The following is a 26090-nucleotide window of genomic DNA, read 5'->3' as shown; positions in this document are numbered from 1 at the left end:
GTTCAGTCCTCGCAAAGTTGTCGTGCTGTTCAGGCGGTGGTGGTGGCGATCAGTTGCGGTTCGAGGGCGCGTTCCTTGGCAATCAGTCGCTCCAGGATCTTGCGTGACTGCACGCCACCCGCGTCGATATTCAACTTGAGCAGGTTGCGCTGCGGATGGGCCAGCAGGTTCTGTTGCTGGCGTTCGAGCATTTCCAGGTCTTCGCTGAAAATCTTGCCCTGGCCCTCGCGAATGCTTGCGGTCAGTGCCTCATCGTGGGGGTTGAAGTTGCGCGCCATGCCCCAGAAGTACCAGATCGAGGTCTCGGTTTGCGGGGTGATGAAGTCGACCACAATGCTCGCAGCCTTATGCTCGGGGGCGGCGTTATAGCCACCCTTGCCGGCGTGGGCCACGCCGACCTCGATCAGCACATGGCTGGGCGGGGTGAAGCGGCAGATCTGCCAGCGGTCTACCGGCACATCGTCGGCCAGGTTGTTGCCACGCAAGGCCATGCGCCAGAACGGCGGGGCCATGATGTTTTCCATGTGCCGGGCAGTGACGACCTCATCGCCGTCCACCGTGGTCACGGGCGGCGCTTCGTCGATTTCCTTCTGGCCGATGCTGGAGGCGTGCACGTAGGTTTCGTGGGTCAGGTCCATCAGGTTGTCGATCATCAGACGGTAGTCGCACTGGATGTCAAACAGCCCGCCGCCATAGGCCCATTGGTCACTCACGGCCCATTCCAAGTGGTGGATCAGCGCCGGGTCGGCCTGGGCCTGATCGCCGGGCCACACCCAAATGAAGCCGTAGCGTTCAACCGCGGCAAAGATTTTGTTGCACGGAAAGCCGCGTACCCGCTGACCGGGCATTTCCACGGTCTTGCCGTCGCCGCCCATGACAAGGCCGTGGTAGCCGCAGACCAGGTTGCCGTTCTCGACATAACCCAGCGACAGCGGCGCACCGCGATGGGGGCAGAAGTCCTCGACCGCCACCACGGCGCCTTCCTGGCCACGATAAAACACCATTTTTTCGCCGCAGATCTGACGACCCAGGGGTTTGTGCGCGATTTCATCGGGGGTGCAGGCGACATACCACGTGTTCTTGGGGTACATGATGACTCTCCAGGCAACGGATTATTTTTATTTAATGGATCCATTAAATGGGCCGTAGGATGGAGAGTCAATCTTGTATTGATATTTTGTTGGGCGATTATCGGTCGATATGCTCTAGTGGATCCAATAAAGTGTTTTCAGTAGCGAATCATCACCGACTTCAGCTCGGTGTAGTCATCGATGAACGCACTGCCGAACTCCCGACCTATCCCCGAGGATTTGTTGCCGCCAAACGGCACCGCCGGGTCGAGCATCGTGTGCATGTTCACCCACACCGTGCCAGCCTCGATGGCGGGCACCATGCGCAGGGCCTTGCCCAAGTCGTTTGTCCAGAGGCTGGCGCTCAAGCCGTAGGGCGTGTTGTTCATCAAGGCCAGCAGTTCTTCTTCGCTGTCGTACGGCAAGAACGTGGCAATGGGGCCGAAGGTCTCTTCGTTGAGCAGGGTGTCGTTGACGTTGTTGGCGAGGATGATCGTCGGTTCGACGTAACAGCCAGGACGGTCGATCAGGTTTCCCCCGTGAATGATGCTGTTGTTTTCGGCGCGGGCTTTGGCGAAGAACTCGCCGAGTTTGAGTTGGTGCTGGCGGTTGGTGACCGGGCCGAATTCGGTGCGCTCATCCAGGGGCGAGCCGATGTTCAGCGCGCTCAGGCGCTGGGCCAGTTTGTCCATGACCGCTTCGATCTGCGAACGGTGCACAAAGAAGCGTTCGGCGGCGGCGCAGATTTGCCCGGAGTGCAAAAAGCCCGCTTCGATGATGCCGTTGACGGCCTTGTCCAGGTCCACATCGCACAGGAACCCGGCCGAGTTTTTCCCGCCCAGCTCAAGGGTGGCCCGGGTCAGTCCGGCGCCCATGGCACTCTGGCCCACCGCAATCCCGGTCGGCACGGAGCCGGTGAACGACACCTTGTCGGTGCCGGGGTGTTCGATCAGGCCTTTGCCTACGCTGCCGCCGCCGGTCAATACGTTCAGCGCACCGGCGGGAAGGCCGGCGTCAATCGCCAGCTCGGCGATGCGCAGGATGGTCAGCGGCGTGAACTCGCTGGGCTTGATGATGATGCTGCAACCGGTCACCAGCGCCGAGGCGAGTTTCCAGATGGCGATCATGGTCGAGAAATTCCACGGCACGATGCCGACCACCACCCCGACCGGCTCGCGCAGGGTGAACGCGGTGTAGCGCTCGCCGGCGAAGGAGGGCAGCGACGGGGTGATGGTCTGGCCGCTGATCTTGGTAGCCCATCCAGCGTAATAACGCAAAAAATGCGCGGCCTGGTCGACTTCGAAAGCACGGGAAATCTGGATGATCTTCCCCGACTGGCAGGTTTCGATCTGTGCCAGTTCTTCGCGGTGTTGCTCCAGCAGGTCGGCCAGCTTGAGCAGTACATTGCCGCGCACCGCCGGTGCGACCTGCGACCACTGCTTGAAGCCTCGGCTCGCCGACGCCACGGCTGCGTCGATGTCGGCCTGGTCGGCGTCGACGACATCGGCGATGACCTGGCCGGTCGCCGGGTTGATTACCTCCAACCGCTGGCTCGAATGGCTCTCGACGTAGCCACCGTCGATGAACAACGTATGGTTTCGACCGAGGAAGGCTTCAACCTGGGGCAGCAGTGGAATATCGCTCATGGGGTTTTTCCTGGTGGCAGACATTGAAAAGCCCGAGGTTAATTGCAGTGGCCGGAACGGGCTTGACTCTGGCTGCCGAGTGGCATGTCTGTGGCTGCCAACACCTGTGCGCGACGGATCACTCTGAGCCTTTGAAAAGTACAATCTTGACTCTGGAAGGTGCATGTTCGGCCGGCAAACTGCGCTCCATACTGGCCCTGCATCCGGCGCCACGCCTCGCTTTTTGGGGTTGCCCGGACATCCAATAATAAGCAGGGCCATCCATGAAAAAGCCAAACCCGCTCCTCGAAGACCTCAAGTCTGTCTTGCCGACCATTGCCGCCAATGCCTTCCAAGCCGAGCAGGATCGCAAGGTGCCCGCCGAGAATATTGCGCTGCTCAAAGGCATCGGCCTGCACCGTGCGTTCCAGCCCAAAGCGTTCGGTGGCATGGAGTTGTCGCTGCCACAGTTTGCCGACTGCATCGCGTTGCTCGCCGGAGCCTGCGCCAGCACGGCCTGGGCCATGAGCCTGCTGTGTACGCACAGCCATCAACTGGCACTGTTTTCTGCCCAGTTGCAGCAGGAAGTCTGGGGACTGGACCCGAATGCCACGGCCAGCAGCAGTATCGCGCCGTTCGGTCGCACCGAAGAGGTCGAGGGTGGCGTGCTGTTCAGCGGTGAGATGGGTTGGAGCAGCGGCTGCGATCACGCCGAATGGGCGATTGTCGGATTCCGTCGGCCCAATGCCGAGGGCACTCAGGATTACTGCTTTGCGGTGCTGCCGCGCAGTGACTATCAGATCCGCGATGACTGGTTTGCGGCGGGCATGAAAGGCAGCGGCACCAAGACCTTGATCATCGACAAGGCCAGGGTGCCGGAGCACCGCATCCAGAAGGCCAAGGACATGATGGAAGGCAAGTCCGCAGGCTTCGGCTTGTACCCCGACAGCAAGGTGTTCTACTCGCCGTATCGACCCTATTTCGCCAGCGGTTTTTCAACCGTGAGCCTGGGCGTCGCCGAGCGGATGCTGGAAGTGTTCCGCGAGAAGACCAAAACGCGAGTACGCGCCTACACCGGTGCCGCAGTCGGTGCCGCCACCCCGGCGCTGATGCGGCTGGCCGAGTCGACGCACCAGGTGGGTGCCGCGCGAGCGTTCCTGGAAAAGACCTGGGCCGAACACGCCGAGCACAGTGAGCAGCAACGCTACCCAAGCCGCGAAACCCTGGCGTTCTGGCGCACCAACCAAGCCTACGCCACCAAGATGTGCATCCAGGCGGTGGACCGCCTGTTCGAAGCCGCTGGCGGCAATGCCTGGTTTGAACATAACGAGATGCAGCGCCTGTTCCGCGATTCGCACATGACCGGCGCCCATGCCTACACCGACTACGACGTCTGTGCACAGATCCTCGGGCGTGAGCTGATGGGCCTGGAGCCCGATCCGAGCATGATCTGAACCCGCTTTTGAAAACAACAATAGGGGCTGCGCATGACGCAGTCCGGGAGTTTTGCATGTCTGAATCGACCTTCGATCCACGGGCCTTTCGCCGCGCCCTGGGCAACTTCGCCACGGGCGTCACCGTGGTCACCGCCGCTGACGCCTCCGGGCGCAAGGTGGGCGTTACCGCCAACAGCTTTAATTCGGTGTCCCTTGACCCACCGCTGGTGCTGTGGAGCATCGACAAACGCTCCAACAGCCATGAGGTGTTCGAGCAGGCCAGCCATTTCGCCGTCAACGTGCTGGCGGCGGACCAGATCGACCTGTCGAACAATTTTGCGCGGCCCAAGGACGATCGCTTCGCTGAGATCGAATACGAACCGGGAGAGGGTGGCGCGCCAGTATTTGCCGATTGTGCGGCGCGCTTTCACTGCGAGAACTACCAACAAGTGGACGGCGGCGATCACTGGATCATGATCGGCAAGGTGGTGGCCTTCGACGATTTTGGCCGTGCGCCGCTGCTCTACCATCAGGGCGCCTATTCCATGGTCTTGCCCCATACCCGCATGACCAAGCGTGACGAAAACCAGCCGCCGAGCAGCCATTTCCAAGGGCGCCTGCGCCACAACCTCTACTACTTGATGACCCAGGCGGTGCGCGCCTATCAATCCAGCTACCAACCCCGACAGCTGTCAACCGGCCTGCGCACCAACGAGGCGCGGATGTTGATGGTGCTGGAGAACGACGCCCGCCTGAGCCCCGGCGACCTGCTGCGGGAAGTCGCGATGCCGGTGCGGGAGATCGATGACGCGGTGGCCAACCTCAAGCGCAAGGGGTTGGTGGATGATGATGAGCAGGGCGTGCATCTGACCGCTGCCGGTGTCGAGCAAACCGAAGATCTGTGGGCGATTGCACGGGAGCAGCAGGAAAAGGTGTTTGCCGAGTTCAGCCAAGCTCAGGTCGAAACGTTCAAGGCCGTGCTTAAGCAGTTGATCAGCCAATGCTGATGGGCGGGTGAGTGTAAGCCGATCTGAAATGTTGCACGGCTGGCGCTATAGGTGGTGAGCCGTTCACCGAGCGCGCAGACGCAGTCGGTCAAATGTGGGAGGGGGCTTGCCCCCGATGGCAGTGTGTCAGTCACTGATGTGATGGCTGATCCACCGCTATCGGGGGCAAGCTCCCTCCCACATTTTATGGGTGTTACACCTGATCAATTTGAGTTATCTGTTTACTTTGCCCGTGGCAGGCAGCAACAAAAGTGACGGCAGACATGGGCAAGACGCTCGATAGGTCATGGGCGCACAGTGATTTCGCTCGATGCCGTTTTGATCAGGGACTGGTTGGGGAGGGCGTTATCGCCGGCTCCCTGTAGGGCTCGATGCATCCACTAAGAAATCCGCTTTCGAGGATCCGCACCATGTCGATCAATGACCGGCTCACGCAGCATTTGAAACGAGGCAGCGTCGGCTTTCCAACCGCGCTGGCCAGCACCATTGGCCTGATCATGGCCAGCCCGGTGATTCTTACCGCGACCATGGGTTTCGGGATCGGCGGCAGCGCCTTTGCGGTGGCCATGCTGATCGCAGTGGTAATGATGCTGGCCCAGGCGACTACCTTTGCCGAGGCGGCTTCGATCCTGCCGACCACCGGTTCGGTCTACGACTACATCAATTGCGGCATGGGTCGATTCTTCGCTATCACCGGCACTTTGTCGGCGTACCTGATCGTGCACGTGTTCGCGGGCACGGCCGAGACCATTCTGTCCGGGGTCATGGCCCTGGTGAACTTCGAGCACCTCAATACCCTGGCGGAGTCGGCCGGCGGTTCCTGGTTGCTGGGGGTCGGGTTCGTGGTGGTGTTCGGCATTCTCAATGCTTTCGGCGTCAGTGCCTTTGGCCGGGCCGAGATCATCCTGACCTTCGGCATGTGGACCACGTTGATGGTGTTTGGCGCGATGGGCCTGATCGCCGCACCGGCGGTGCAGCTGGAGGGCTGGTTTGGTGTGTCGCTGGTGGGTACCGACCTGATCACCATTCTGTCGCTGGTGGGCATGGCCATGTTCATGTTCGTCGGTTGCGAGTTCGTTACACCGTTGGCCCCGGACCTTCGCAATTCGGCCAAGGTCATGCCCAAGGCGATGATTCTTGGATTGCTGAGCGTGGCAACCTGCATGTTTATCTATGGCGCGGCGATGAAGCGCCAGGTCGAAAACGTGCTGCTGGACGCCGCGTCGGGCGTGCACCTGCTCGACACGCCGATGGCGATTCCCAAGTTTGCCGAGCAGGTCATGGGCCAGGTAGGCCCGCTGTGGCTGGGGATCGGTTTTCTGTTCGCGGGCGCCGCCACCATCAACACGTTAATGGCCGGTGTACCGCGGATTCTCTATGGCATGGCGGTGGACGGTGCGTTGCCCAAGGTGTTCACCTACTTGCACCCGCGCTTCAAGACGCCGCTGCTGTGCATCCTCGTGGCGATGCTGATCCCGTGCCTGTATGCCCTGTGGCTGGGTGGCAACACCGATAACATCATGCACCTGGTGCTGGCGGCGGTGTGTGCGTGGAGTTTCTCCTACCTGCTGGTGACGCTGTCGGTGGTGATCCTGCGGATTCGTCGCCCTGATCTGCCACGGGCCTATCGCTCGCCGTTTTTCCCGTTGCCGCAGATCCTGTCCAGCGTCGGCATCTTGCTGGGCATGTGGTTCATCACCCCACCGGGCATGAACCCCGCCGACATTTATGTGCCGTTTGGCGTGATGCTTGGGATCACCGCGAGCTATGCGCTGTTCTGGACACTGGTGGTGCAGAAGGTCAATCCATTCAAGCCCGCGTCGGTAGAAGACGTGCTGGCCAAGGAGTTTTCCCATGAGCCTGGCAACCCTCACCCTGGGTATATCGAGCATGCTGCAAAAGCTGTCTGAGCTGTTCAGTGCCAAACGTGCCCCGGCCGGTTATCGTCCCGGCGTCACGCTTGAGTACCTGCGACGCAACCTTGGCCTGGCGAGTTTTACCTCGACGGGGCCGACAAGCGCAGTGTTCGGTCTGGGCGATAGCGACGTGCAGGTGGCGGTTGGCGAGCGCACCGAATCGCAGTTGCTGATGCACTTGGTCATGACCGAATTCATGGTCAACGTGCCCGCCTCAGAGCAGGGCAATGCACGCTTCGAGCTGCACCACCGCGGGTCAATTCGGCGCACGGGGCTGGCATGTCGGCAACGCGCTGGTACGCCGAGCTTGCTGTCCAGGCTTGAGGCTGCGTTGACGCAGGATCAAGCCCTGCATCAAGCGTTGATGGCGCTGGACTTCAAGCGCCTGTGCATCGCACTGGACGGCCAGCAGTGGCACGTTCGGCTTGAACATATGGGCGGCAGCGAAGTGGTCAACCGCATGCCAGCGTTTCGTCGCTACATCGCCTTGAGCGGCGCGCAGCGAGGGGCTTTGTTCGATGTTCTGGCGGGGTTACACCGGGTGCTGGGCGCGCTCTGATTTTTGGCGACTTGGCATCATTACTGCTTCCACAGTCAGCACTACGTACTTGTTGCGCCTATATAGATAACATGTTAACTATTGGCCAACAAAAACAAGAAGCCACTGTGGAGTTGCCATGAGCACCTATCAATCTGCGCACACTGGATTGGACACCTGGACTCAGGATTTGCGAGCGGCCTGTGGCCATTTCGACACTGAACTGGCCTTCAACCGTTCGCTGTTCATCGGTGAAGTCTCCACGCTCTCCCGTGGCTGCCTCTCACTGGCCTCCCTGCGGACCAATGCCGGCCTGATCAAGCGCCCACGGCCCAACGCCGATCACGACATGGACCAGCATTGCTTCCTCGTCAGCCAGCGCAGCGGCTATTGCCAGATCACCCAGAACGACGAGGTCATCCAGTTGGCCCCCGGTGACATGCTGCTGATGGATTCCACCGGTTCAATCGAGATCAGCCCCTTCGGCCTGATTGAACATGCATCCCTGTCTCTTTCGCGCAACGCAGTGTGCAAACAGCTGGGCAACGCCTCGAAAACCTTCGGCAAGATCTCGTCGAGTAAAGCCTGTGGGCGGATGCTCCATGTGTTGATGGACCAACTGTGCAGGGAAGGGCTGGAAGGCCAGGATTCAGAGGAAGAGGCGCAGGCACTGCAGGCGGCTTTTGTCTCCTTGCTGGGCTCGGCGTTTGACGCGCATGACACCCAAGGTGACAGCACCGCCTCGTTGCACGGCAGCAACCTGCGCAGCTATGTGCAGAAAGTTATTGATGAGTCCCTGACCCAGCCGGGCCTGAGCCCCTTGGGCCTGGCCAATCGGCTGAACATCTCGGTGCGACACTTGTACCGCCTGTTTGAAGAACAGGACGACAGCGTCTGCCGCTACATCCAGCGGGCGCGGCTCAAGCGTAGCGCGGATGACCTGACCAACCCGTTCCTCAAGAGTGAGTCGATCACCTCGATTGCCTATAAGTGGGGCTTCACCGATTCGGCTCACTTCAGTCGCTCGTTCAAGAAGCAATTCGAGCTGTCGCCCAAGGACTTTCGTTCGACCCATCTGCAGCAAGCGGTCGGTGCGGCGTAGGTTGTCCATCGATCAATGAAAGCGCTCAGCCTGTCGGCCAGTAACATTTGTGCGGTGGCGGTCGAACACTTTGCCGATCATGGGTATGACGCCTCGTCGCTGAACGATATCGCGGTGGGGGCGGGTATGCGCAAGGCGTCGTTGTATGCGCACTTTGTGAGCAAGGATGCGCTGTTTCAGACGGTCTTCCAGATTGCCCTGGACCATGAACACCACTCTATCGCTGGGTGCTTTCAGGACGAGGCCGGGTACACGGGGATGCCGGGTTATTTGCACCTTGAGCGCTTGATCGGCCGCTATGAAGGCTCTGCGCATCTGCGCTTTCTGTTGCGTACGGCGTACTTTCCACCGGCGCGGATTCGCAGCGTGATTACGGCGGGATTCGAGGGGTATCTGGCCTGCATACGCGAGGGTTTTCAGCATGCAGCGCGGAGGCGATACAGCCGGGTAGAGCCCGAGGCGCTTGAGGTGTTTTGTGATGCCTATCTGGGGATTGTCGACAGCTTGCATGTGGAGTTGATTTATTCGACGGCTCAGGGGTACGTCAAACGCCTAGCGGCGTTGTCGCGGGTGTTCGGTGACTCACTGTCGATGCTCGAAAGGGCCGAGCGCTAGATCAACCTGTGGGAGGGGGTAAGCCCCTCCCGCAGTTGATTCGGTTTACAGAGACACAGAGGTTATTTCACCTCAGGTAACGTCGATCCGCCATCCACCACGAGGGTTTGGCCAGTGATGTAGGCGGCCAGGTCAGACGCCAGAAACAACATGGCTGCGGCAATATCTTCCGGGGCGCCGAGTCGACCCAGAGGAACGCGGCTGGCGATGTCTGCGTTGACTTGTTCGTCGCCCAGATTGCCCATGGCCGGCGTGGCGATCATCCCTGGCTCGACGCCATTGACCCGCACTCCGTCGCAGGCCAACTCCAGCGCTGTGTTGCGGATAAAACCGTTGACCCCGGCTTTGGACGCCGCGTAGTGACTGAGGCCCGGATAGGCAACCCGTGGCCCGGTGACCGATGACGTGACCAACACACAGCCACCGCCCTGGCGCTGAAACATGGGCAAGGCGGCCTGGGTCAGCCAGAACAATGCGCAGAGGTTGACCGCCAGGGTGCGTTCCAGGACGGCGGGGGTGATCTGCGCGAAGGGTGTCAGCGGGAAATAGCCGGCGTTGTGCACCAGGACATCCAGGCGGCCCCAGTCCAGGTCTATGGCCTTGATACCGTCGAACACGGCGGCGGCGTCAGCCAGATCAAGTTCCATGGCTTCGACCTGACAGCCTCGCACGCGCAGCGCTTCGGCCAGCGCTTGGGCTTGCGCCAGGCGCAGGTCGGCGATCATCACGCGCGCGCCGCGCCAGGCAAACGCCTCGACAATGGCCTGGCCGATGCCTTGGGCGCCGCCGGTGACCAGCACGGTTTTGCCGCTGAAATTTAAATCTTCAGGCATGGGCGTTCTCCATATGGGCATAGGCCAGCGTCGGCACATCCACGATGCTCGAACCGCCGTCGGCGACCACGCTTGCGCCGGTGATGATTGAGGCGTCAGGGCTGGCGAGGAAGCGGCACACCTTGGCGATTTCGTCGGCGCTGGCGGGGCGGCGCAACGGTACGTCGGCGCATACGCGGACATAGGCTTGCTGCAACGTGTCGCCGTAAGCCTCCATCAACGGCTGCATTTCCTGATCGGCCATCGGCGTGGTAACCCAGCCGGGGCACACCGCGTTTACCCGTACCCCACGCGGCCCATAGTCCCGTGCCAGCGAGCGGTTAAGCCCGAGCAGCGCATGCTTGGCGGTGGTGTAGCCGCAGACTTCAGGCCCGGCGGCCAGGGAGGCGATGGAGCCGAGCAGCACGATATTGCCGGCGCTTTCGATCAGCAGCGGCAGGCAAGCCCGGGCGCTGTAAAACGCGCTGTCCAGGTTACTGCGCAACGCGGCTTCCCAACTGGCCGGGCTGGTTTGGCTGGCACTGCCCACGCCATGCCCACCGGCACACGCCAGCAATACATCAAGGCGGCCATGGCGCGCGCGAATCTGCGCGATAAAGCCTTCCCAGGTGTCCGGGCAGGCCGCATCGCCGACCAGGATCAGGCCACCGGTTTGGGCCGCTACCTGCTCCAACGGCTCACGACGCCGGCCGATCAGGACCAGATTGGCCCCTTCGGCGGCGTACAGCCTGGCGCAGGCAGCGCCGATGCCGGTGCCGGCGCCCGTGATGACGACGGTGCGTGGATCAGGCATCGGGATACTCCGTGCGGTTGAGTACCTGGCAGTAGGAACTGACCGGAAAGTTCGACAGCTCAGCAAAGGACGCGTCGGCATAGCCGAAGATCTTGCCGTCGCTTCGGTGCTGTTGCAGGTCGATCAATACCAGGCCCAAGGTCGGGATGATCTTTTCGCGCCAGACAAACAGGTACAACTGGTCGGCGATCTTGTAGTAGTGGCAGCGGTCGGTATCGCACAGGCCTTGCTCCACGCCCTTGATGCATTGCCAGGCGTAGAACTGATCGTTCAGGTAGATGTGCTCGTAGACTTCGCTCGGGCTGTAGCGGTACAGGTTGCGCAAGCCGGTCAGCTCCTGGGTCGGCGCGTGGGGGCAATGGCCGGGTTGCCAGGGTTGGTCCAGGCTGCCGTGGAGGAAATCCACCTCAACCGAGGTCAACGCTTTGCCGGCCAGGGCGCGGCTGTAGAGGCCTTCTTCGGTGTGCTCGCGGCGCGGCATGCGGCCGATCACGGCGGTGAACGACGAGGTGGCGGTGTCCAGCACCAGGCTGATCGACCACGCCTGGCTGGCTTCGTGTTTGATGAAATCGACCAGGTACAGCCCCGGTCGCACCGATGTAGCACGGTACGCGGCCGAACCGCTGGAGTGGCCGTCGGCGGCGTGCCAGTGCAGCGCGTCGGCTTCAAAGCGATGCTCGATCTGCCAGCCGTTGGCAAAGTGCAGGGTGAAGGTTTTGCCGTTGAGGTCGGCGAGGTTGGGCAGGATGAACGCTGCGGGGGCGAAACCGTCGGCGAGGGCGCCTACGGTGATCCAGTCGGATGGGGTGGTCATTGCATGGCTCCGGTGGGTTGAATGGACAACCCGGAGCATGAGGTGGAGCAGGGCGCGCGCCTATCAACCGAAGGGTTGAGCCCGCTACAGAAACAGCGCCGCCACCAGTTCGGTGCGGCTGCTCACGCCCGCCTTGCGGAACAGGTGGATCAGGTGGGTCTTGATGGTGGGCAGGCCCACGTCCAGTTCCAGGGCCAGTTGCTTGTTGCTCGCGCCTTGACGCAATAACCACGCGATCTGGCGCTCCTTGGGCGTGAAGGCGGCGAATGCATCCTCACAGGGCTGCATATTGGCCACTGCCATTTGCAGCAGGGCCTGCAAGGCAGTGAGCTGCGCCAATTGGTCGGGGGTGAAGGCGCCTTGTTCGGCAGTGCGCAGTAACGAGATGGCCGCCTGGGGTTGGTCGGCGCGATGGGCAACGATCTCCACCACATCGATTACACCGTAGCGCTGCAGGAAGTCGCGATAGCGGCGGCTGTCACGCTGGGGTTGGCGGGCCATGGCCAAACCCAGCGGCACCACGGCCAGCCCGGTGGACAGGCAATTGCGCGGCTGCAACGGGTCGAATTGCCGGTAGTTGTCCAGGTAGTCGCGGTGCATCTCGCCACTCATGCCTTGCAGTTGGAAATCGCGGGCTTGGAGTTGGCGATCGACACAATAAAACGCGGCCTGGCTGGCGGGGACGAGCTGGGTGAAAGCCTGCAGGCAATGGCCGGCGACTTCCTGAGCGGGGATGGCGTGCATGGTCGGTCACCTGCGCCGGAGAAAATGCTGCCGACCGAAGCCGGCAGGCAGAGCCATCAAACAACCGCGAAATAGTGCTTCACAAAGCTCTCGCTCACAATCTCCCACAGCACCGGCGTGCCCTTGGTCACGAACCAGCTGTCGCCGGCTTTGTAACGGCTGCTCTGGCCGGTGCTTTCATCGGTCAATACCACTTCGCCGGTGACCACGGTGGCCTGTTCGGCGAACGGATAGACCATGCGGAACTTGCCTTGGGTGGTGCCGAAATAGGCACTGCTGACCGGGTCGGTCGGTGCGCCAAAGGTCATTTTGCCGAAGGCGTTGACTTCACCTTCGAGGATCTCGGAACCAAGGTCGGCGACGGTGCCCCAGGCATCGAGGTCCGATAATTGGATGTCTTTCTTGAGCGTCGTAACGGGCATGGCAGTTCTCCTGAGAATGAAACGGTGGGCATCAACGGCGACCGTTGAAGTAACCCGACAGTTGATGAAGGCTTTTACCGGCGGTCAGCAGCAGTGGGCGGATATGGTCCTTGCCCAGGATCTGCGCATGCTTGACCGAGCTGATCAGGTCATAGCGCGATGAACCCTCGCTCATGCCTTCGGCCAGGACCTTGCAGATGATGTGGCTGGGCGTGACGCCAAAGCCGGCGTAACCCTGCACATAGAAGGCGTTGGGGCGACCACTGAGGGTGCCGATCTGCGGAAACAGGTTGGCCCCGGTCGCCATCGGCCCGCCCCACGCCAGGTCGATCTTCACGTCCTTGAGGTACGGGAAAATCTTCAGCATCAGGTTGCGGTTCCAGGCTTTGAGGTCCAGCGGGATGTGCTCGACAAACGGCGTGGCGGCACCGAACAGCAGGCGGTTTTCATTGGTGACGCGGTAGTAGTCGATCACCGGCCGAATATCGCTGTAGGCGCCGCGTATCGGGCTGATGCGATGGATCATCTCGTCCGACAACGGTTCGGTCATCAACTGAAAGGCGTAGGTGTTAACGGTCGTCTTGTGCAGTTCCGGTTCCAGCTTGTTGAGGAAACTGTCGCAGGCCCACAGCAACTTGGACGCCTTGACCGAGCCGCGGCCGGTGCGCACCGTGATGCGCTCGCCATGACTGACGTCCAGGGCCGGGCTGTGCTCAAAGATGCGCACGCCATGGCCGGCCAGTGCCTTGGCTTCGCCCAGCAGCAGATTGAGCGAGTGCACGTGGCCGCCGCCCATGTGCAGCAGCGCGCTGGTATAGGCGTCGGAACCGATGATCTGCTTGACCTCGGACCCTGCCATAAAGCGGATTTCGTCTTTGGTATTGATCGACTTGAAGTCTTTCTCCCAGGCGCGCAGGGTTTTTTCCTGGCGGGCGTTGAAGCCCATGTAGCCGTAGCCGTGGCAGAAGTCGGCGTCAATCGAGTATTTGGCGATGCGGTCCTTGATGATCCCGGCGCCCAGCTCGCTGATTTCAAAAATCTGGCGCAGGCCTTCGTCGCCGACTTGTTGCTTGATCTTCTCCAAGTCATGGCCGATCCCCGCCATGATCTGCCCGCCGTTGCGACCCGTGCCACCAAAGCCCAGGTAGCGCGCTTCGAGCACCACAATGTTGGTGATGCCTTTTTCAGCGAGTTCCAGCGCGGTGTTGATGCCGGAGAAACCGCCGCCAATCACTACCACATCCGCTTCCACGTCCTGTTCGAGGGTTGGGAAACTGAGGTTGTATTTTTTGGTTGCCGAGTAGTAGGTCGGCGTTTCGATATTGATCATGGCGCAGCCTGGAAAAGTGAAGGGGAACTCACTGCAGAGCCGACAAGATGCTCTGTGCCTGTTGGGGTCTATTAACTGCCTTCCGAGCGGTAGGTGTCTTGATTCTGTGTGCCGTCGGTCTTGACCCTGGCTGCCACTGTCCACCCTGGAGCCGGCCAGGCGGTAAAGCGGCACACGGTGATCAGTCGCGGGTGCTAGAATGTTGTTAATCTGTTAACTAATTGCGACGCCTGCACCCATGCCCAAACCGCGCCAATCCCTGACCCTTACTTTGCTCCAAGCGCGTGAAGCCGCCATGGGGTTTTTTCGTCCTTCGCTTAACCAACACGGTTTGACCGAGCAGCAATGGCGGGTCATTCGCATCCTGAGCCAGCACGATGAGCTGGAGATTAATCGTCTGGCGGAGCTTGCGTGCATCCTCAAACCGAGCATGACCGGTGTGCTGGTTCGTATGGAGGCCGCTGGCATGGTTGAACGGCGCAAGGCGCAGCAGGACCAGCGGCGTGTGCTGGTGCGGTTGGCCGACAAAGGTCAGGCGTGTTTTGCCTCGATGAGTCAGTGCATGGAGGCGAATTATCAGCGCTTGCAGGCGGGCTTTGGTGAGGAGAAGTTGCAGACGTTGCTGGCGTTGCTCAATGAGCTGAAGACGCTCAAGCGTTGATAGGGCTAACCCGGCGTCCTGCCGGGTTGCCCACGGATTCAAGCCTGTGTTCGGCCAGCGTGTTTGACGGCGTAGCCAAAGCAAACGCGAATACCGCAGCGTCAGTAGATAGCACCGGCAGTGCTTGTGGGCGCCGGTGCATCTTTGAAGGCCGCCGCGAGGCTTTGCAATCCGCGCATCAGCACGGTGGTGTCGACGCCCGCTGCGACGAACGCCGCGCCCAGTTCGATGTAACGCCGCGCCAAAGTCTGGTCGGCGCTGAGGATGCCGGCGGCCTTGCCGGCGCTGCGGATACGGGCGATGGCGTGTTCAATCGCCGCCTGCACGTCAGGATGGCCGGGGTTGCCGCGAAAACCCATCGAGGCGCTCAGGTCCGCCGGGCCGATAAACACACCATCCACGCCCTCTACCGCCGCAATCGCATCCAGGTTGTCCAGGCCTTCACGGCTTTCGATCTGCACCAGCAAGCACATCTGCTCGTCGGCTTTGTCGAGGTAATCGGGGATGCTGTTCCAGCGCGATGCCCGTGCCAGAGCGCTGCCGACGCCGCGCACGCCGTTGGGCGGGTAGTGGATCGCCTTGACCAGTTCCCGTGCCTGCGCTGCGCTTTCCACCATGGGCACCAGCAAGGTTTGTACGCCGATATCGAGCACTTGTTTGATCAGCGCGGTGTCACCGATGACCGGGCGGATCACCGGGTGGCTGGGGTAGGGCGCCACGGCCTGGAGCTGGCCGAGCATGCCGCGCAGGTCGTTGGGCGCGTGTTCGCCGTCGATCAGCAGCCAGTCAAACCCGGCGTTGGCGGCCAGTTCTGCGCAATAGGCATCGGATAAACCCAACCACAGGCCGATCTGGGCCTCACCGCTGTGCAGGCGTTGCTTGAAGGTGTTGATAGGCATGTCCATCGAGCGATCTCCTGTTAAACGAAGCGGCAGGCAATCGAGCCAAGCATGTCGTAGTCGACATGAAAGGTATCGCCAGGGTTGGCCGCCACCGGCCGGGTGAAGGAACCGCCGAGGATGATTTGCCCAGGTTGCAGGGTCACGTCATACGCGGCGAGTTTATTGGCGAGCCAGGCCACGCCCTTGGCCGGGTGATTGAGCACGGCGGCCGATACGCCGGATTCTTCGATCACACCATTGCGGTAGAGCACTGCCGGCACTTTGCGCAGGTCGATTTCAGTGGGGCGCACGGCGCGTCCGCCCATGACCACGCCCGCGTTGGCGGCATTGTCGGAGATGGTGTCAAACACCTTGCGGGTGGCGTTGGTGTGCGGGTCGACCTGTTGGATACGCGCATCGATGATCTCCAGCGCCGGGATCACCCACTCGGTGGCGTCCAGCACATCGAACACCGTCACATTCGGGCCTTTAAGCGGTTTGCCCAGGATGAACGCCAACTCCACCTCGACCCTCGGCACGATAAAGCGCTCGAAGGGGATGTCGGTGCCTTCATCGAAGAACATGTCATCGAGCAGCGCGCCGTAATCCGGCTCGGTGATGTTGGACGACACTTGCATGGCGCGGGAGGTCAGGCCGATCTTGTGGCCGACCAGCTTGCGCCCGTCCTTGATCTTTTGGGCGACCCAGGCGCGCTGGATGGCGTAGGCGTCTTCGATCGTGATCGTCGGGTGCTCCAGGGAAAACTGGCGCACCTGTTCCCGTGACCTTTCGGCCTGGTCAAGACGGGCGGCGGCTTGCTGGATGAGCTGTTGATCAAGCATGACAAAGGTCTCTCAGTGAGGGTTGACGATGGCGGCCTGTGTGCGCAGCACCAGCAGGCCACCGAGTGCAATAAGCAGCGCCAGGGCGTAAAGGGCCAGGCTGGCGCTGTGGGTGGTGTCGCGCATCCAGCCAATCAGATAGGGCGCAAAGAAAGACGCGATGCTGCCGAAGGAACTGATCAAGGCGATGCCGGCGGCCTGAGTGGTGTTGGAGAGAAACGCCGGAGGTAACTGCCAGAACATCGGCAATGCCGCGCTGGCGCCCATGCCGGCGAGGATCAGGCCGCTCAGCACCAGGGTCGGGTTGGCCGGAGCGAGCCCGGCGATGGCAATACCGGCGGCCGCCATCAGCAACGGCACGCACAGGTGCCAGCGGCGTTCACGCTGGCGATCCGACGAACGCCCGCAGCCGATCATGAAAAAGCAACCCGCCAGATACGGCACTGCACTGAGTAGTCCGACCTTGCCGTCGCTGCCGACCCCGGCGCCGTGGATCAGTGTTGGCATCCAGAACGCCAGGGTGTTGACCGCCAGCATCACCGCGAAATACACCGCCACCAACAGCCAGACTTGCGGGTTACGCAGAATCGCGGAGAACGAGGTGATCGATTTGCGCTGTTCTTCCTTCGTCAGTTGTTCGCGCAGTTGTTGCTTCTGCGCGGGCGTCAGCCAGGTAACGGTCTCGAAACTGTCCGGCAGGCACTTGAGCACCACCAGCCCGAGCAGGATGACCGGCGCGCCCTCGATGACAAACATCCACTGCCAGCCGCGCAGGCTGCCCAGGTCATGGAAGTGCTCAAGAATGCCGCCCGACAGTGGCCCTCCAATCACCCCGGCCATGGGCACCGCAATCGCAAACAAGGCGGTGACTTGCGCACGCCGACCAGCCGGGTACCAACGGTTGAGGAAGACCAGGATGCCTGGGAAGAAACCCGCCTCGGCCACTCCGAGCAAAAAGCGCAGCACATAGAAGCCCGTGGCGCTGTCGACCATGAACATGCAGGTCGACAGCGCGCCCCACACCACCATCAACGTGGCGATCCAGCGCCTGGGACCCACACGGTCCAGGGCCATGTTGCTCGGTACGCCGAACAGCGCGTAAGCGACAAAGAACAGACCGGCGCCGAAGCCGTAGACCGTGTCGCTGAAATTCAGGTCGGCGCTCATCTGCATCTTGGCGAAGCCGATGTTGATGCGGTCGAGGTGGGCAAAGAGGTAGCAGATCAACAACAGCGGCATCAGCCGCCAGGTGATGGTGCTGTGGGTGCGGTCGCGGGCGACGCTGCCGAGGCTGTCGGCGAGATTGGCTGTGCTCATGGTTTTATACTTTTTGTCTGAGAAGGCCGATGGAGTGAACGGGCAGGGCGTGCTAGCCCAGCTGGGCCTTGAGGAAGGCGTGCACGTTGTTCTGCTTGAAGTTGAGCTGCTCGTGCAGCTCGATCATTTCAAACGACAGGGCCAGCAGGCGTTGGGCCTGAAGCTCGGCAAAGTGCGCGGTGATCACCTCAAAGAGGTGTTCGGCGACTTGCTGACGGGTCGCCAGGTCGCGGCCATGGCCGACCTTGAGCGTCATGTGCACGAAGGCGTAGTCGTGCTTGCCGTCGGCCATGCGCCAGGTATCCAGGCGCACGCCTCTGCTGCGGATGCCGCCCAGCGGGAACACACCGCTGTCGCCCAGGGTGGCATGGACTTTTTCAAACAGGGCAGGCAAATCCGCCTGCTGCTCGATGTTGTCGGTGTATTCAGCGATGAAGTGGGGCATGGACGGCTCCTTCAGACCGCGCGGGGACACCGTGCGGCCATACGGTCAAACGGGGAAAATGGCGTTGATCTGCCCGGTGCCGGAGCTGCCGAACGGGGCGGTGATGATTTCGGCAGGCTTGTCGTAATCCGGCCCGCCGAGTAACCCGAGAAGCATCGCGGTGTCGTGCATCTTGCCTTCGCCGAAGCAGTGTTCGGCGTAGTCCGGAAGCATCGCGCAGAACTCTTTCCAGCGGCCTTGGCGCCAGAGCTCCACCACATGCAGGTCGACCTGTTTGTCGAACTCGCGCGTCCAGTTATGGATATTGGCTTCGGCATTACGGTCGTCGGAGAACCGGTGCGACAGTGAGCCGGAAGCCAGCACCACGACTTTGCGGTCGCTCTTCTCGATGGCCCGGCGCACGGCGGCGCCGAACGTGAAGCTGTCTTGCAGGCGATGCCAGGCACACCAGGCGGCAATCGATACCACATTGAATTTCTGCGCGTCCGGTACGCCCATGTGCATGTAGCGCATCGGTACCAGGGTGCCGTATTCCAGCTCCAGGCTGGGGATGTTGTGGGCCAGGGTACGCACGTCGGCCGCATTGGCCTCGGCGGCGATCAACTCGCCAAGTTCCGGGCAGCCTGGGTATTCGTAGTCCATGTTCTTGATGAAGTGCGGCAGCTCGTTACTGGTGTAGGTGCCCTTGAAGTGCTCACCGCTGTTGACGTGATAGGCGCTGTTGACCAGCCAGTGCACGTCAAACACTACGGCGGTATCGGCGCCCAGTTCGCGGGCGCGGCGGCCGATCTCTTTGTGACCGGCAATCGCTGCTTCACGGCAGCCATGGTGCTTGCCGGGCAGCTCCGATAAATACATCGAGGGAACGTGGCAGATTTTCGCCGCCAGGACGACTTCGCCCATGATGATTCTCCTGAAATTATTGTTGTTGTCTTAGGGGGCTGATGTGACTCAAACGCCCCAGCGTGGAATGTGATGGCTGCCCATCGAGATGCACACATTCTTGATCTCGGCGAACACTTCGAAGCTGTACTGGCCGCCTTCACGGCCGGTGCCGGAGCCTTTCACGCCGCCGAACGGCTGACGCAGGTCGCGCACGTTCTGGCTGTTGATGAACACCATCCCGGCTTCGATGCCATAGGCCAGACGATGCGCCTTGCCGATGTCCTGGGTCCAGATGTACGACGCCAGGCCATAGTCGGTTTCGTTGGCCAGTTTGAGGGCTTCGGCTTCGTCCTTGAAGGGAATGAGGCACACCACCGGGCCGAAGATTTCTTCCTGGGCAATACGCATGTTGTTGTTCACGTCAGCGAACACCGTCGGTTGGATGAACTGGCCTTTGCTCAAGTGCGCCGGCAAGTTGGCCGGACGTTCGAGGCCGCCGGCGAGGAGGGTGGCGCCTTCTTCGAGGCCGATCTTGATGTAGCCGGTGACCTTGTCGTAGTGGGCCTGGGTGATCATCGAGCCGACCTGGGTTTTCGGGTCTTGCGGGTCGCCGACGATCAAGCGTTTGGCGCGCGCAGCAAACTCGGCGACGAACTGCGGATAGACGCTTTCCTGGATAAAGATGCGGCTGCCGGCGGTGCAGCGCTCGCCATTGAGGGAGAAGATCGTGAACAGGGCGGCATCGAGGGCGCGTTCCAGGTCGGCATCTTCAAAGATCAGCACCGGCGACTTGCCGCCCAGTTCCATGGAGTACTTTTTCAGGCCGGCGGTCTGCATGATTTTCTTGCCGGTGGCGGTGCCGCCGGTGAAGGAAATCGCGCGCACGTCCGGGTGACGCACCAACGCATCACCCGCCGTTGCGCCATAGCCTTGGATCACGTTCAAGACGCCGTTGGGGATGCCGGCTTCGACGGCCAGGCGCCCCAGTTCGTTAGCGGTCAATGGCGACAATTCAGACATTTTCAGCACGGCAGTATTACCCAGCGCCAGGCACGGCGCGGTCTTCCAGGTAGCCGTCATGAACGGCACGTTCCACGGCGAGACCAGCGCGCATACACCCACTGGCTGGTACAGGGTGTAATTGAGCATCTGGTCATCGACCGGGTAGCTGTGCCCGTCCATGCGGGTGCAGACTTCGGCGAAGAAATCGAAGTTGTGCGAGGCGCGGGGGATCAGCACGTTTTTGGTCTGGTGAATCGGCAGGCCGGTGTCGAGGGTTTCCAGTTCGGCCAGGTGCGGCACGTTCTGTTCGATCAGTTCGCCCAGCTTGCGCATCAAGCGCGCACGCTCTTTGGCCGGTGTGCCAGCCCATTTGGGAAAGGCTTCCTTGGCGGCGGCCACAGCTTGCGCGACTTCCTCGGCACCGCCGCTGGCGACTTCGCCGATGGCTTCACCGGTGGCTGGGTTGTAGTTGACGAACACGTCTTTACTTTCGACCTCACGGCCGTTTATCCAATGTTTGATCATGCTGCTCAAGCCTCTTTACGGGCGTTGAAGAACGCCGCTTCGCTGACAATTCGATTGACCAGGCGGCCGACGCCTTCGACTTCCACGATCACTTCATCACCGGGCACCACGTCGGCCAGGCCTTCCGGCGTGCCGGTGGCGATCATGTCGCCGGGCTGCAAGGTCATGAAGCTGGACAGGTATTCGATCAGGTAGGGGATGTCGAAAATCATGTCTCTGGTACTGCCTTCCTGGCGCAGTTCACCGTTGATCCACGTGCGAAGGGTCAGGTTGCTTGGGTCCGGCACATCGGCCACATCGACGATCCACGGGCCGACAGGCGTGGTGGCGTCGCGGTTTTTTACCCGCAGGTTGGGGCGGTAGTAGTTTTCCAGGTAGTCGCGAATCGCGTAGTCGTTGCACACCGTGTAGCCCGCCACGTAGTCCAGGGCGTCTTCGCGCTTGACGTTGCGCGCGGGCTTGCCGATGACGGCCACCAGCTCGCACTCGTAGTGCATGTAGGCGACGTTGTCCGGGCGCCATGTCACTTGGTTGTGACCGGTGTAAGTGCCTGGAGATTTAATGAAGGCCAGCGGCTCGGTCGGCGGCGTGAACGCCAGCTCGGCGGCGTGATCGGCATAGTTCAGGCCCAGGGCAAACATGCTGCCTGTGGCCGGTGGCAGCCATTGCACTTGATGTTCGGCCAGCAGGCGGCCATCGGCCAGGCGCACGGCGTTGTGGTCTTCGACATGGGCGAGGTGCACTTCGCCTTCAAACTGGATACGGGCGTGTTTCATGGAAGCTCCTGTTACTCGGCCACGACGTGGTTGACGAGGCGGCCCAAACCGCTGATTTCGACTTCGACGGTGTCACCCGGCAGCACATCCACGCGACCTTCCGGAGTGCCAGTGATCAGCACATCGCCAGCGTGCAGGGTCATGAACTCGCTGATTTCGGCGATGAGCAAAGGAATGTTGCGCACGAAGTTGGCCGTGGTGTTTTGCTGGCGAATCTCGCCGTTGACGTACAGCGTGATCGCCAGGCTGTGCGGGTCAGTGACTTGGGCCGTAGGGATCAATTCGGGCCCGACGGAACAGAAGCCATCCCGGCATTTGGCTTTGACGGCGGGGCGGTAGTAGCTGTCTTCCGGCAGGCTGAATTCATTGATGACGGTGAATCCGGCAACGTAATCGAGTGCGTCGCCCTGGCTGACGCGGCTGGCGCTCTTGCCCATCACCACGCCCAGGGCGGGGCCGGGTTGCAGACGCTCGCCCTGGCCTGGATGCACCACCGCTGCACCGTGCTGATTGCGCGTATTGGGCGTCTTGATAAACAGCACCGGTTTGACCGGCGGCTTCTGATATGGCGGCTGTTCGAATTCGGCGAGGCGCTGTTTCAGCAGCCCTTGGTAGTTGAGCGCCACACCAAAAAGAGTGCCGGTCGCGACGTCATGCAAGGCATGGCTCATGCTTTCTCCTGGCAGAGCCATGGGAAGGCTCTGAATATTGTTAATGTGTTAACAGTTATAATTAAGATGTTAACTATCGTCAAGCGTGGCAGACTGTTCTCGCGGTGGTTGCGCTGCCCAAATCGGTGCAGGATGAGCGTTGCAGCACCCCGGCAATCAGAATAAAAATGAGTAGCGTGCGATGACCGACCGACAACCCATTCCCAACATCAACATTGGCCAGGTGTACGACCAGCGCTACAGCGACGCGCAGGTCCACTACGACCGGCTGGCCAATCTTGCGGGTTTCTTCGGGCGCAATATGCCGATCCACCGGCACGACCGGTTCTTCCAGGTTCACTACGTGAAAAGCGGTACGGTGCGGGTGTATCTGGACGACCAGCAATACGTCGAGTCGGGGCCGATGTTCTTTCTCACGCCGCCCACGGTGCCGCACTCCTTTGTGACCGAGGCCGACAGTGACGGGCATGTGTTGACGGTGCGCCAGCAACTGGTCTGGCAACTGATCGATGCTGATCCCAGCCTGGCGCCGGCGGGCGCGCAACTCCCGGCCGCGTGCGTGGCGCTGGCGCAGTTGGGCCTGCATGACGCGAGTGAGGTCCGTCGATTGGATTTTCTGTTCGAGGAACTCAGTGCAGAGGTCGAGGCCCAGCGCCCAGGGCACAGTGCGGCCCTGGACAGCCTGACGCGCTTGATCATGATCAGCCTGCTGCGGCTGTGCTCCCACTCGCTGAAAGCCACGCCTGCGCGGCACGAAGACTTGAGGATTTTCCACCGTTTCAACGAGCTGATCGAAGCGCACTACCAGCAACACTGGCCCTTGTCCCGTTATGCGCAAGGCATCGGGGTGACCGAGGCGCGACTCAACGATGTGTGCCGGCGCATCGCCGACCTGCCGTCCAAGCGCCTGATCCTGGAGCGACTCATGCAGGAGGCCAAGCGGCTGCTGATGTTCACGGGCAGCTCCGCCAACGAGATCTGCTACCAGCTCGGCTTCAAGGACCCGGCCTACTTCAGTCGGTTTTTCCAGCGCTACGCACAGCTCACTCCGGGGGAGTACCGCCAGCGACAATTGGGGCTGCGTTGAGACAGGCATGGAGACTGCGCCTGGATCTTGTTGATCTTGTACGGATCAGCATGACCAGCGCAGCGGTGCGACAGAATGGCTTTTACACGGAACCGATTGCACTTTTCACAGGCTTGCGCGCGGCTTGCACGGACAGGCCGGCGACACTAAGCTGCCGACTCGCCCCCTCAAGTGGTGCCGATATGGCCAACCCCCGACCTTCGCTGACCCTGACCTTGCTGCAAGCCCGTGAAGCCGCAATGGCTTTTTTCCGACCCGCCCTGAACCAGCACGAACTGACTGAACAACAGTGGCGCGTCATTCGCATACTGCGCCAGCAGGGGGAACTTGAAAGCCATCAACTCGCCCAGCAGGCATGCATTCTCAAACCGAGCATGACTGGCGTGCTGAGTCGCCTGGAGCGTGACGGCCTGGTGCGTCGGCAGAAGTCCAGCCAGGATCAGCGCCGCGTGTTCGTCGCCCTCACCGAACGCGGCCAGCAGTGCTTCGTTTCCATGAGTGAAGGCATGGAAAGCAACTACCAGAAAATCGAGGAACAGTTTGGCGCGGAAAAAATGGAGCAACTGCTGGGTTTGCTCAACGAGCTGAAAAACATAAAGCCTTGATGGGCTAAATTTAGTTAATAAGTGAATGTGTTTGCCCCGCGCAGCACCGATCGCTATCCGTTTTCGGCACAAATGTGCCGCATCACCTGAGTTCGGAATGGAACTTGCCTTGTACCTGACCGGTAAGCCTTGCAACTGAAAAAGGTTGGGTCAATGAACAACAATAATGTGCTGACGCCTGAGGCCGCGGTGGTTGCCCGAGGGGCGCCAGCGCTCCAACGTTTTCTGACCCGCGATATCGACGAGCACGCTCGCAATATGCACGGCTGGCAGGTTCGCTACGATCAAGTGTCTGCGGGGGCCTTTGAAGGGGAGTTGGTGGCGTTCCGGTCGGACTGGATGCAATTGGCCCGCGACCGCTCTAATCAGGCCATGATCAAAAGTGGCATGGCGTGGAAAGGCGCGATCACGTTCAGCATCCCCTTGAGTGCCGATGGCCCGGTGTATTGCTCGGGGCATCCGATCCATGAGCCAAGCCTGTTGGTCGCCCACGGTGAGCATCTTCCTGAGTTGCACACTCCCCAACACCTGGATTTGCTCAGTGTGGCCATTGACGAGCACGTCCTTGAGCATGTGCTGGAGCGTCAGGGCAGCCACTTTCGAATTACCGATCTTCCCAAGTGTTACCGCTTGGGTGACTCGTCTGTGCAGGCTGAACTCGCGGCGCTGTTCGAGGCACTGTCCGGCTCCGAGCAAGCGCGGGATGCGTTGCTTGGCCACGATTCGATCCGCCGTGGCCTGCGGGATTCGGTGATGCTGCACGTGCTGGAGCTGATTGCGCCGGATCACGCGCCACCGCTCAACCCCACCGCGCGCAAAAGGATGGTCGACCGCGCACGGGAATACGCGCTGAGTCACCTCGACGAGCCGTTGTCGATCCTCGACCTGTGTAACCACATCGGCGCCAGCCGGCGCAAACTCCAATATTGTTTCCAGGAAACCCTGGGGATCAATCCGGTGGCGTATTTGCGTGCGTTGCGCCTCAATGCAGTGCGTCGTGAACTGCGAATGAGCACCCAATCCCTGAACGTACAGGACGTCGCGGCACGTTGGGGGTTCTGGCATTTGAGCCGGTTCTCCGGTGACTATCGCACCCTGTTTGGTGAAAGCCCTTCACAGACCCTGCGCCGTACGCAACTCTGCTGAAAACGGATAACCCGCCCACGGCGCTGCTGCCTAGGATGACCCACACCACTTGCTGGGAGGGGCATTCGATGAGCAATAACAATAACGCAAGCGCTGCACGCAAGACGTTGTTCACCCTGGGGCTGCTCGGTTGCTGCGCCGGCGTCCAGGCGACCGAGAACGGCGCGCCGACCACAGCGGTCGGCGTGTATGACTTCGGCGCGGGGATGATGCCACCGGCCACGCCGTTCGGCACCATCGGGCTGCGTACGGCGTTCTACTCGGCCAATGTGCAGAAGGACCGCAACGGCCGTTCGATCGACAACCACTTCTCGTTGGACGTCTTGTCGATTGGCGTCGCCTATATGCGCATGACTGATCACACTGTACTGGGCGCCCACTATGGGTTTGGCGTGGTGGTGCCGTTTTTCAAGATGGACGCTTCCGTCAAGGTGCCGACCCCCATTGGGCCGCTGAGCCTGGAGGCTGATCCGTTTCGACTGGCCGATGTGCAATTCCTGCCGGTGATCCTGCAATGGAACCCATCGCCGAATCTGTTCATCAACACCCAATTGCAGATCCAGGCGCCTACCGGTGACTACGACAAGAACCGTCTGGTTTCCCCCGGTCTCAATCACTGGACGTTCTCACCGATCGTCAACGCCACCTACCTCACCGACAGTGGCTTCGAGGTTTCCTCAAGCTTTGAAGTCGACGTCAACACCCGCAACCCCGCAACCGATTACAAAAACGGTGTCGAGTACCGCCACGAGTTTGCCGTGGGCCAGCACATCGGCCCGTGGACGTTGGGCCTGGGCGGTTATTACTACCGTCAGTTCAGCGATGACGATGCGCCAGGGTTGCAGACTGGCAACCGGGCACGGGTGCTGGCAGTGGGGCCGGCGGTGAGTTACTTCAAGCCGGGCCTGCCACCGGTCTGGCTGCATGCCTACAAGGAAACCGACGCGCGCAACCGTGCCGAGGGTTACACCGTGGCGCTGCGTATTTCTCAAAGCTTTTAAG

27 protein-coding genes are annotated in these 26090 nt (G+C 61.1%); 11 read left to right on the top strand and 16 right to left on the bottom strand.

Going from position 1 to position 26090, the window contains the following annotated elements; genetic code table 11:
• Window positions 1-29: 29 nt before the first annotated feature.
• Window positions 30-1091: an aromatic ring-hydroxylating dioxygenase subunit alpha gene (locus CKW32_RS10660; protein WP_095184853.1), complete on the bottom strand. Its 1062-nt coding sequence runs from the start codon at window positions 1089-1091 to the stop codon at window positions 30-32.
• 137 nt (window positions 1092-1228) lie between these two features.
• Window positions 1229-2716 carry an aldehyde dehydrogenase family protein gene (locus CKW32_RS10655; protein WP_095184852.1) on the bottom strand — a complete coding sequence of 496 codons (1488 nt, stop codon included), beginning with the start codon at window positions 2714-2716 and terminating at the stop codon, window positions 1229-1231.
• 263 nt (window positions 2717-2979) lie between these two features.
• Between CKW32_RS10655 and CKW32_RS10650 the strand changes: the two genes are divergently transcribed.
• The 6 genes from CKW32_RS10650 (at window position 2980) to CKW32_RS10625 (ending at window position 9309) form a co-directional block, all read left to right on the top strand.
• Window positions 2980-4149 carry a p-hydroxyphenylacetate 3-hydroxylase oxygenase component gene (locus CKW32_RS10650; RefSeq protein WP_032891364.1) on the top strand — a complete coding sequence of 390 codons (1170 nt, stop codon included), beginning with the start codon at window positions 2980-2982 and terminating at the stop codon, window positions 4147-4149.
• A 56-nt stretch (window positions 4150-4205) separates the two neighbouring features.
• A complete protein-coding gene (locus tag CKW32_RS10645) occupies window positions 4206-5138 on the top strand; it encodes a p-hydroxyphenylacetate 3-hydroxylase reductase component (protein ID WP_095184851.1) in 933 nt (310 codons plus the stop codon).
• 410 nt (window positions 5139-5548) lie between these two features.
• A complete protein-coding gene (locus CKW32_RS10640; protein WP_095184850.1) occupies window positions 5549-7048 on the top strand; it encodes an APC family permease in 1500 nt (499 codons plus the stop codon).
• Window positions 7029-7613, top strand: a complete 585-nt coding sequence (locus CKW32_RS10635) for a DUF3156 family protein (RefSeq protein ID WP_032891510.1) — start codon at window positions 7029-7031, stop codon at window positions 7611-7613. The genes CKW32_RS10640 and CKW32_RS10635 overlap by 20 nt, the downstream gene beginning before the upstream one ends.
• A 118-nt stretch (window positions 7614-7731) precedes the next feature.
• Entirely contained in the window at window positions 7732-8694 is a 963-nt protein-coding gene (feaR, locus tag CKW32_RS10630; protein ID WP_095184849.1) for a transcriptional regulator FeaR, read from the top strand.
• Window positions 8695-8709: 15 nt separating this feature from the next.
• Entirely contained in the window at window positions 8710-9309 is a 600-nt protein-coding gene (locus CKW32_RS10625) for a TetR/AcrR family transcriptional regulator (RefSeq protein WP_032891369.1), read from the top strand.
• A gap of 62 nt (window positions 9310-9371) precedes the next feature.
• On the opposite strand, the gene CKW32_RS10620 is transcribed toward CKW32_RS10625, so the two are convergent.
• The 6 genes from CKW32_RS10620 to CKW32_RS10595 form a co-directional block, all read right to left on the bottom strand.
• Window positions 9372-10142, bottom strand: a complete 771-nt coding sequence (locus CKW32_RS10620; RefSeq protein ID WP_032891370.1) for an SDR family oxidoreductase — start codon at window positions 10140-10142, stop codon at window positions 9372-9374.
• On the bottom strand, window positions 10135-10935 hold the full coding sequence (locus CKW32_RS10615) for an SDR family NAD(P)-dependent oxidoreductase (protein ID WP_032891372.1): 801 nt from the start codon (window positions 10933-10935) through the stop codon (window positions 10135-10137). Before CKW32_RS10615 ends, CKW32_RS10620 begins: the two co-directional genes overlap by 8 nt.
• Entirely contained in the window at window positions 10928-11749 is an 822-nt protein-coding gene (locus tag CKW32_RS10610) for a molybdenum cofactor biosynthesis F family protein (protein ID WP_032891374.1), read from the bottom strand. The genes CKW32_RS10615 and CKW32_RS10610 overlap by 8 nt, the downstream gene beginning before the upstream one ends.
• A gap of 84 nt (window positions 11750-11833) precedes the next feature.
• Window positions 11834-12493: a LuxR C-terminal-related transcriptional regulator gene (locus tag CKW32_RS10605; protein ID WP_032891377.1), complete on the bottom strand. Its 660-nt coding sequence runs from the start codon at window positions 12491-12493 to the stop codon at window positions 11834-11836.
• Between the two features lie 56 nt (window positions 12494-12549).
• The gene (locus tag CKW32_RS10600; protein WP_032891378.1) at window positions 12550-12915 is read right to left on the bottom strand and encodes a cupin domain-containing protein; all 366 of its coding nucleotides are present in this window, start codon (window positions 12913-12915) and stop codon (window positions 12550-12552) included.
• Window positions 12916-12946: 31 nt separating this feature from the next.
• Complete coding sequence (locus CKW32_RS10595) at window positions 12947-14245, bottom strand: FAD-binding oxidoreductase (protein WP_032891380.1); 1299 nt, start codon at window positions 14243-14245, stop codon at window positions 12947-12949.
• Window positions 14246-14483: 238 nt separating this feature from the next.
• Between CKW32_RS10595 and hpaR (CKW32_RS10590) the strand changes: the two genes are divergently transcribed.
• Complete coding sequence (hpaR, locus tag CKW32_RS10590; protein ID WP_032891381.1) at window positions 14484-14906, top strand: homoprotocatechuate degradation operon regulator HpaR; 423 nt, start codon at window positions 14484-14486, stop codon at window positions 14904-14906.
• Window positions 14907-15007: 101 nt separating this feature from the next.
• On the opposite strand, the gene hpaI is transcribed toward hpaR (CKW32_RS10590), so the two are convergent.
• From hpaI to CKW32_RS10550, 8 genes are read right to left on the bottom strand one after another with little or no spacing between them, the layout of a single operon-like run.
• Window positions 15008-15811 carry a 4-hydroxy-2-oxoheptanedioate aldolase gene (gene hpaI / locus CKW32_RS10585; protein WP_095184848.1) on the bottom strand — a complete coding sequence of 268 codons (804 nt, stop codon included), beginning with the start codon at window positions 15809-15811 and terminating at the stop codon, window positions 15008-15010.
• Window positions 15812-15825: 14 nt separating this feature from the next.
• Window positions 15826-16629, bottom strand: a complete 804-nt coding sequence (hpaH, locus tag CKW32_RS10580; RefSeq protein ID WP_032891384.1) for a 2-oxo-hept-4-ene-1,7-dioate hydratase — start codon at window positions 16627-16629, stop codon at window positions 15826-15828.
• A 12-nt stretch (window positions 16630-16641) separates the two neighbouring features.
• Entirely contained in the window at window positions 16642-17946 is a 1305-nt protein-coding gene (locus CKW32_RS10575; RefSeq protein WP_095184847.1) for an MFS transporter, read from the bottom strand.
• Window positions 17947-17998: 52 nt separating this feature from the next.
• Window positions 17999-18391, bottom strand: coding sequence for a 5-carboxymethyl-2-hydroxymuconate Delta-isomerase (locus CKW32_RS10570; protein WP_095184846.1), 393 nt, complete (start codon window positions 18389-18391; stop codon window positions 17999-18001).
• Window positions 18392-18436: 45 nt separating this feature from the next.
• Window positions 18437-19294, bottom strand: a complete 858-nt coding sequence (gene hpaD, locus CKW32_RS10565) for a 3,4-dihydroxyphenylacetate 2,3-dioxygenase (protein ID WP_032891387.1) — start codon at window positions 19292-19294, stop codon at window positions 18437-18439.
• Between the two features lie 48 nt (window positions 19295-19342).
• Window positions 19343-20803 carry a 5-carboxymethyl-2-hydroxymuconate semialdehyde dehydrogenase gene (hpaE, locus tag CKW32_RS10560; protein ID WP_032891388.1) on the bottom strand — a complete coding sequence of 487 codons (1461 nt, stop codon included), beginning with the start codon at window positions 20801-20803 and terminating at the stop codon, window positions 19343-19345.
• Between the two features lie 5 nt (window positions 20804-20808).
• A complete protein-coding gene (locus tag CKW32_RS10555) occupies window positions 20809-21579 on the bottom strand; it encodes a fumarylacetoacetate hydrolase family protein (RefSeq protein ID WP_095184845.1) in 771 nt (256 codons plus the stop codon).
• An 11-nt stretch (window positions 21580-21590) separates the two neighbouring features.
• Window positions 21591-22250, bottom strand: a complete 660-nt coding sequence (locus tag CKW32_RS10550; RefSeq protein WP_095184844.1) for a fumarylacetoacetate hydrolase family protein — start codon at window positions 22248-22250, stop codon at window positions 21591-21593.
• A 181-nt stretch (window positions 22251-22431) separates the two neighbouring features.
• On the opposite strand from CKW32_RS10550, the gene hpaA reads away from it, so the two are divergent.
• The 4 genes from hpaA (at window position 22432) to CKW32_RS10530 (ending at window position 26089) form a co-directional block, all read left to right on the top strand.
• Complete coding sequence (gene hpaA, locus CKW32_RS10545) at window positions 22432-23337, top strand: 4-hydroxyphenylacetate catabolism regulatory protein HpaA (RefSeq protein WP_032891391.1); 906 nt, start codon at window positions 22432-22434, stop codon at window positions 23335-23337.
• 182 nt (window positions 23338-23519) lie between these two features.
• The gene (gene hpaR / locus CKW32_RS10540) at window positions 23520-23942 is read left to right on the top strand and encodes a homoprotocatechuate degradation operon regulator HpaR (protein WP_032891392.1); all 423 of its coding nucleotides are present in this window, start codon (window positions 23520-23522) and stop codon (window positions 23940-23942) included.
• Between the two features lie 153 nt (window positions 23943-24095).
• The gene (locus CKW32_RS10535) at window positions 24096-25088 is read left to right on the top strand and encodes a helix-turn-helix domain-containing protein (RefSeq protein ID WP_095184843.1); all 993 of its coding nucleotides are present in this window, start codon (window positions 24096-24098) and stop codon (window positions 25086-25088) included.
• 68 nt (window positions 25089-25156) lie between these two features.
• Complete coding sequence (locus CKW32_RS10530) at window positions 25157-26089, top strand: transporter (protein WP_032891396.1); 933 nt, start codon at window positions 25157-25159, stop codon at window positions 26087-26089.
• The last annotated feature ends 1 nt before the right edge of the window (window position 26090 follow it).

Source organism: Pseudomonas sp. Irchel 3H9 (assembly GCF_900187495.1).
Lineage (GTDB): Bacteria > Pseudomonadota > Gammaproteobacteria > Pseudomonadales > Pseudomonadaceae > Aquipseudomonas > Aquipseudomonas sivasensis.
Note: the sequence above shows the minus strand (reverse complement) of the source record. Positions and strands in the feature narration are given on the sequence as shown.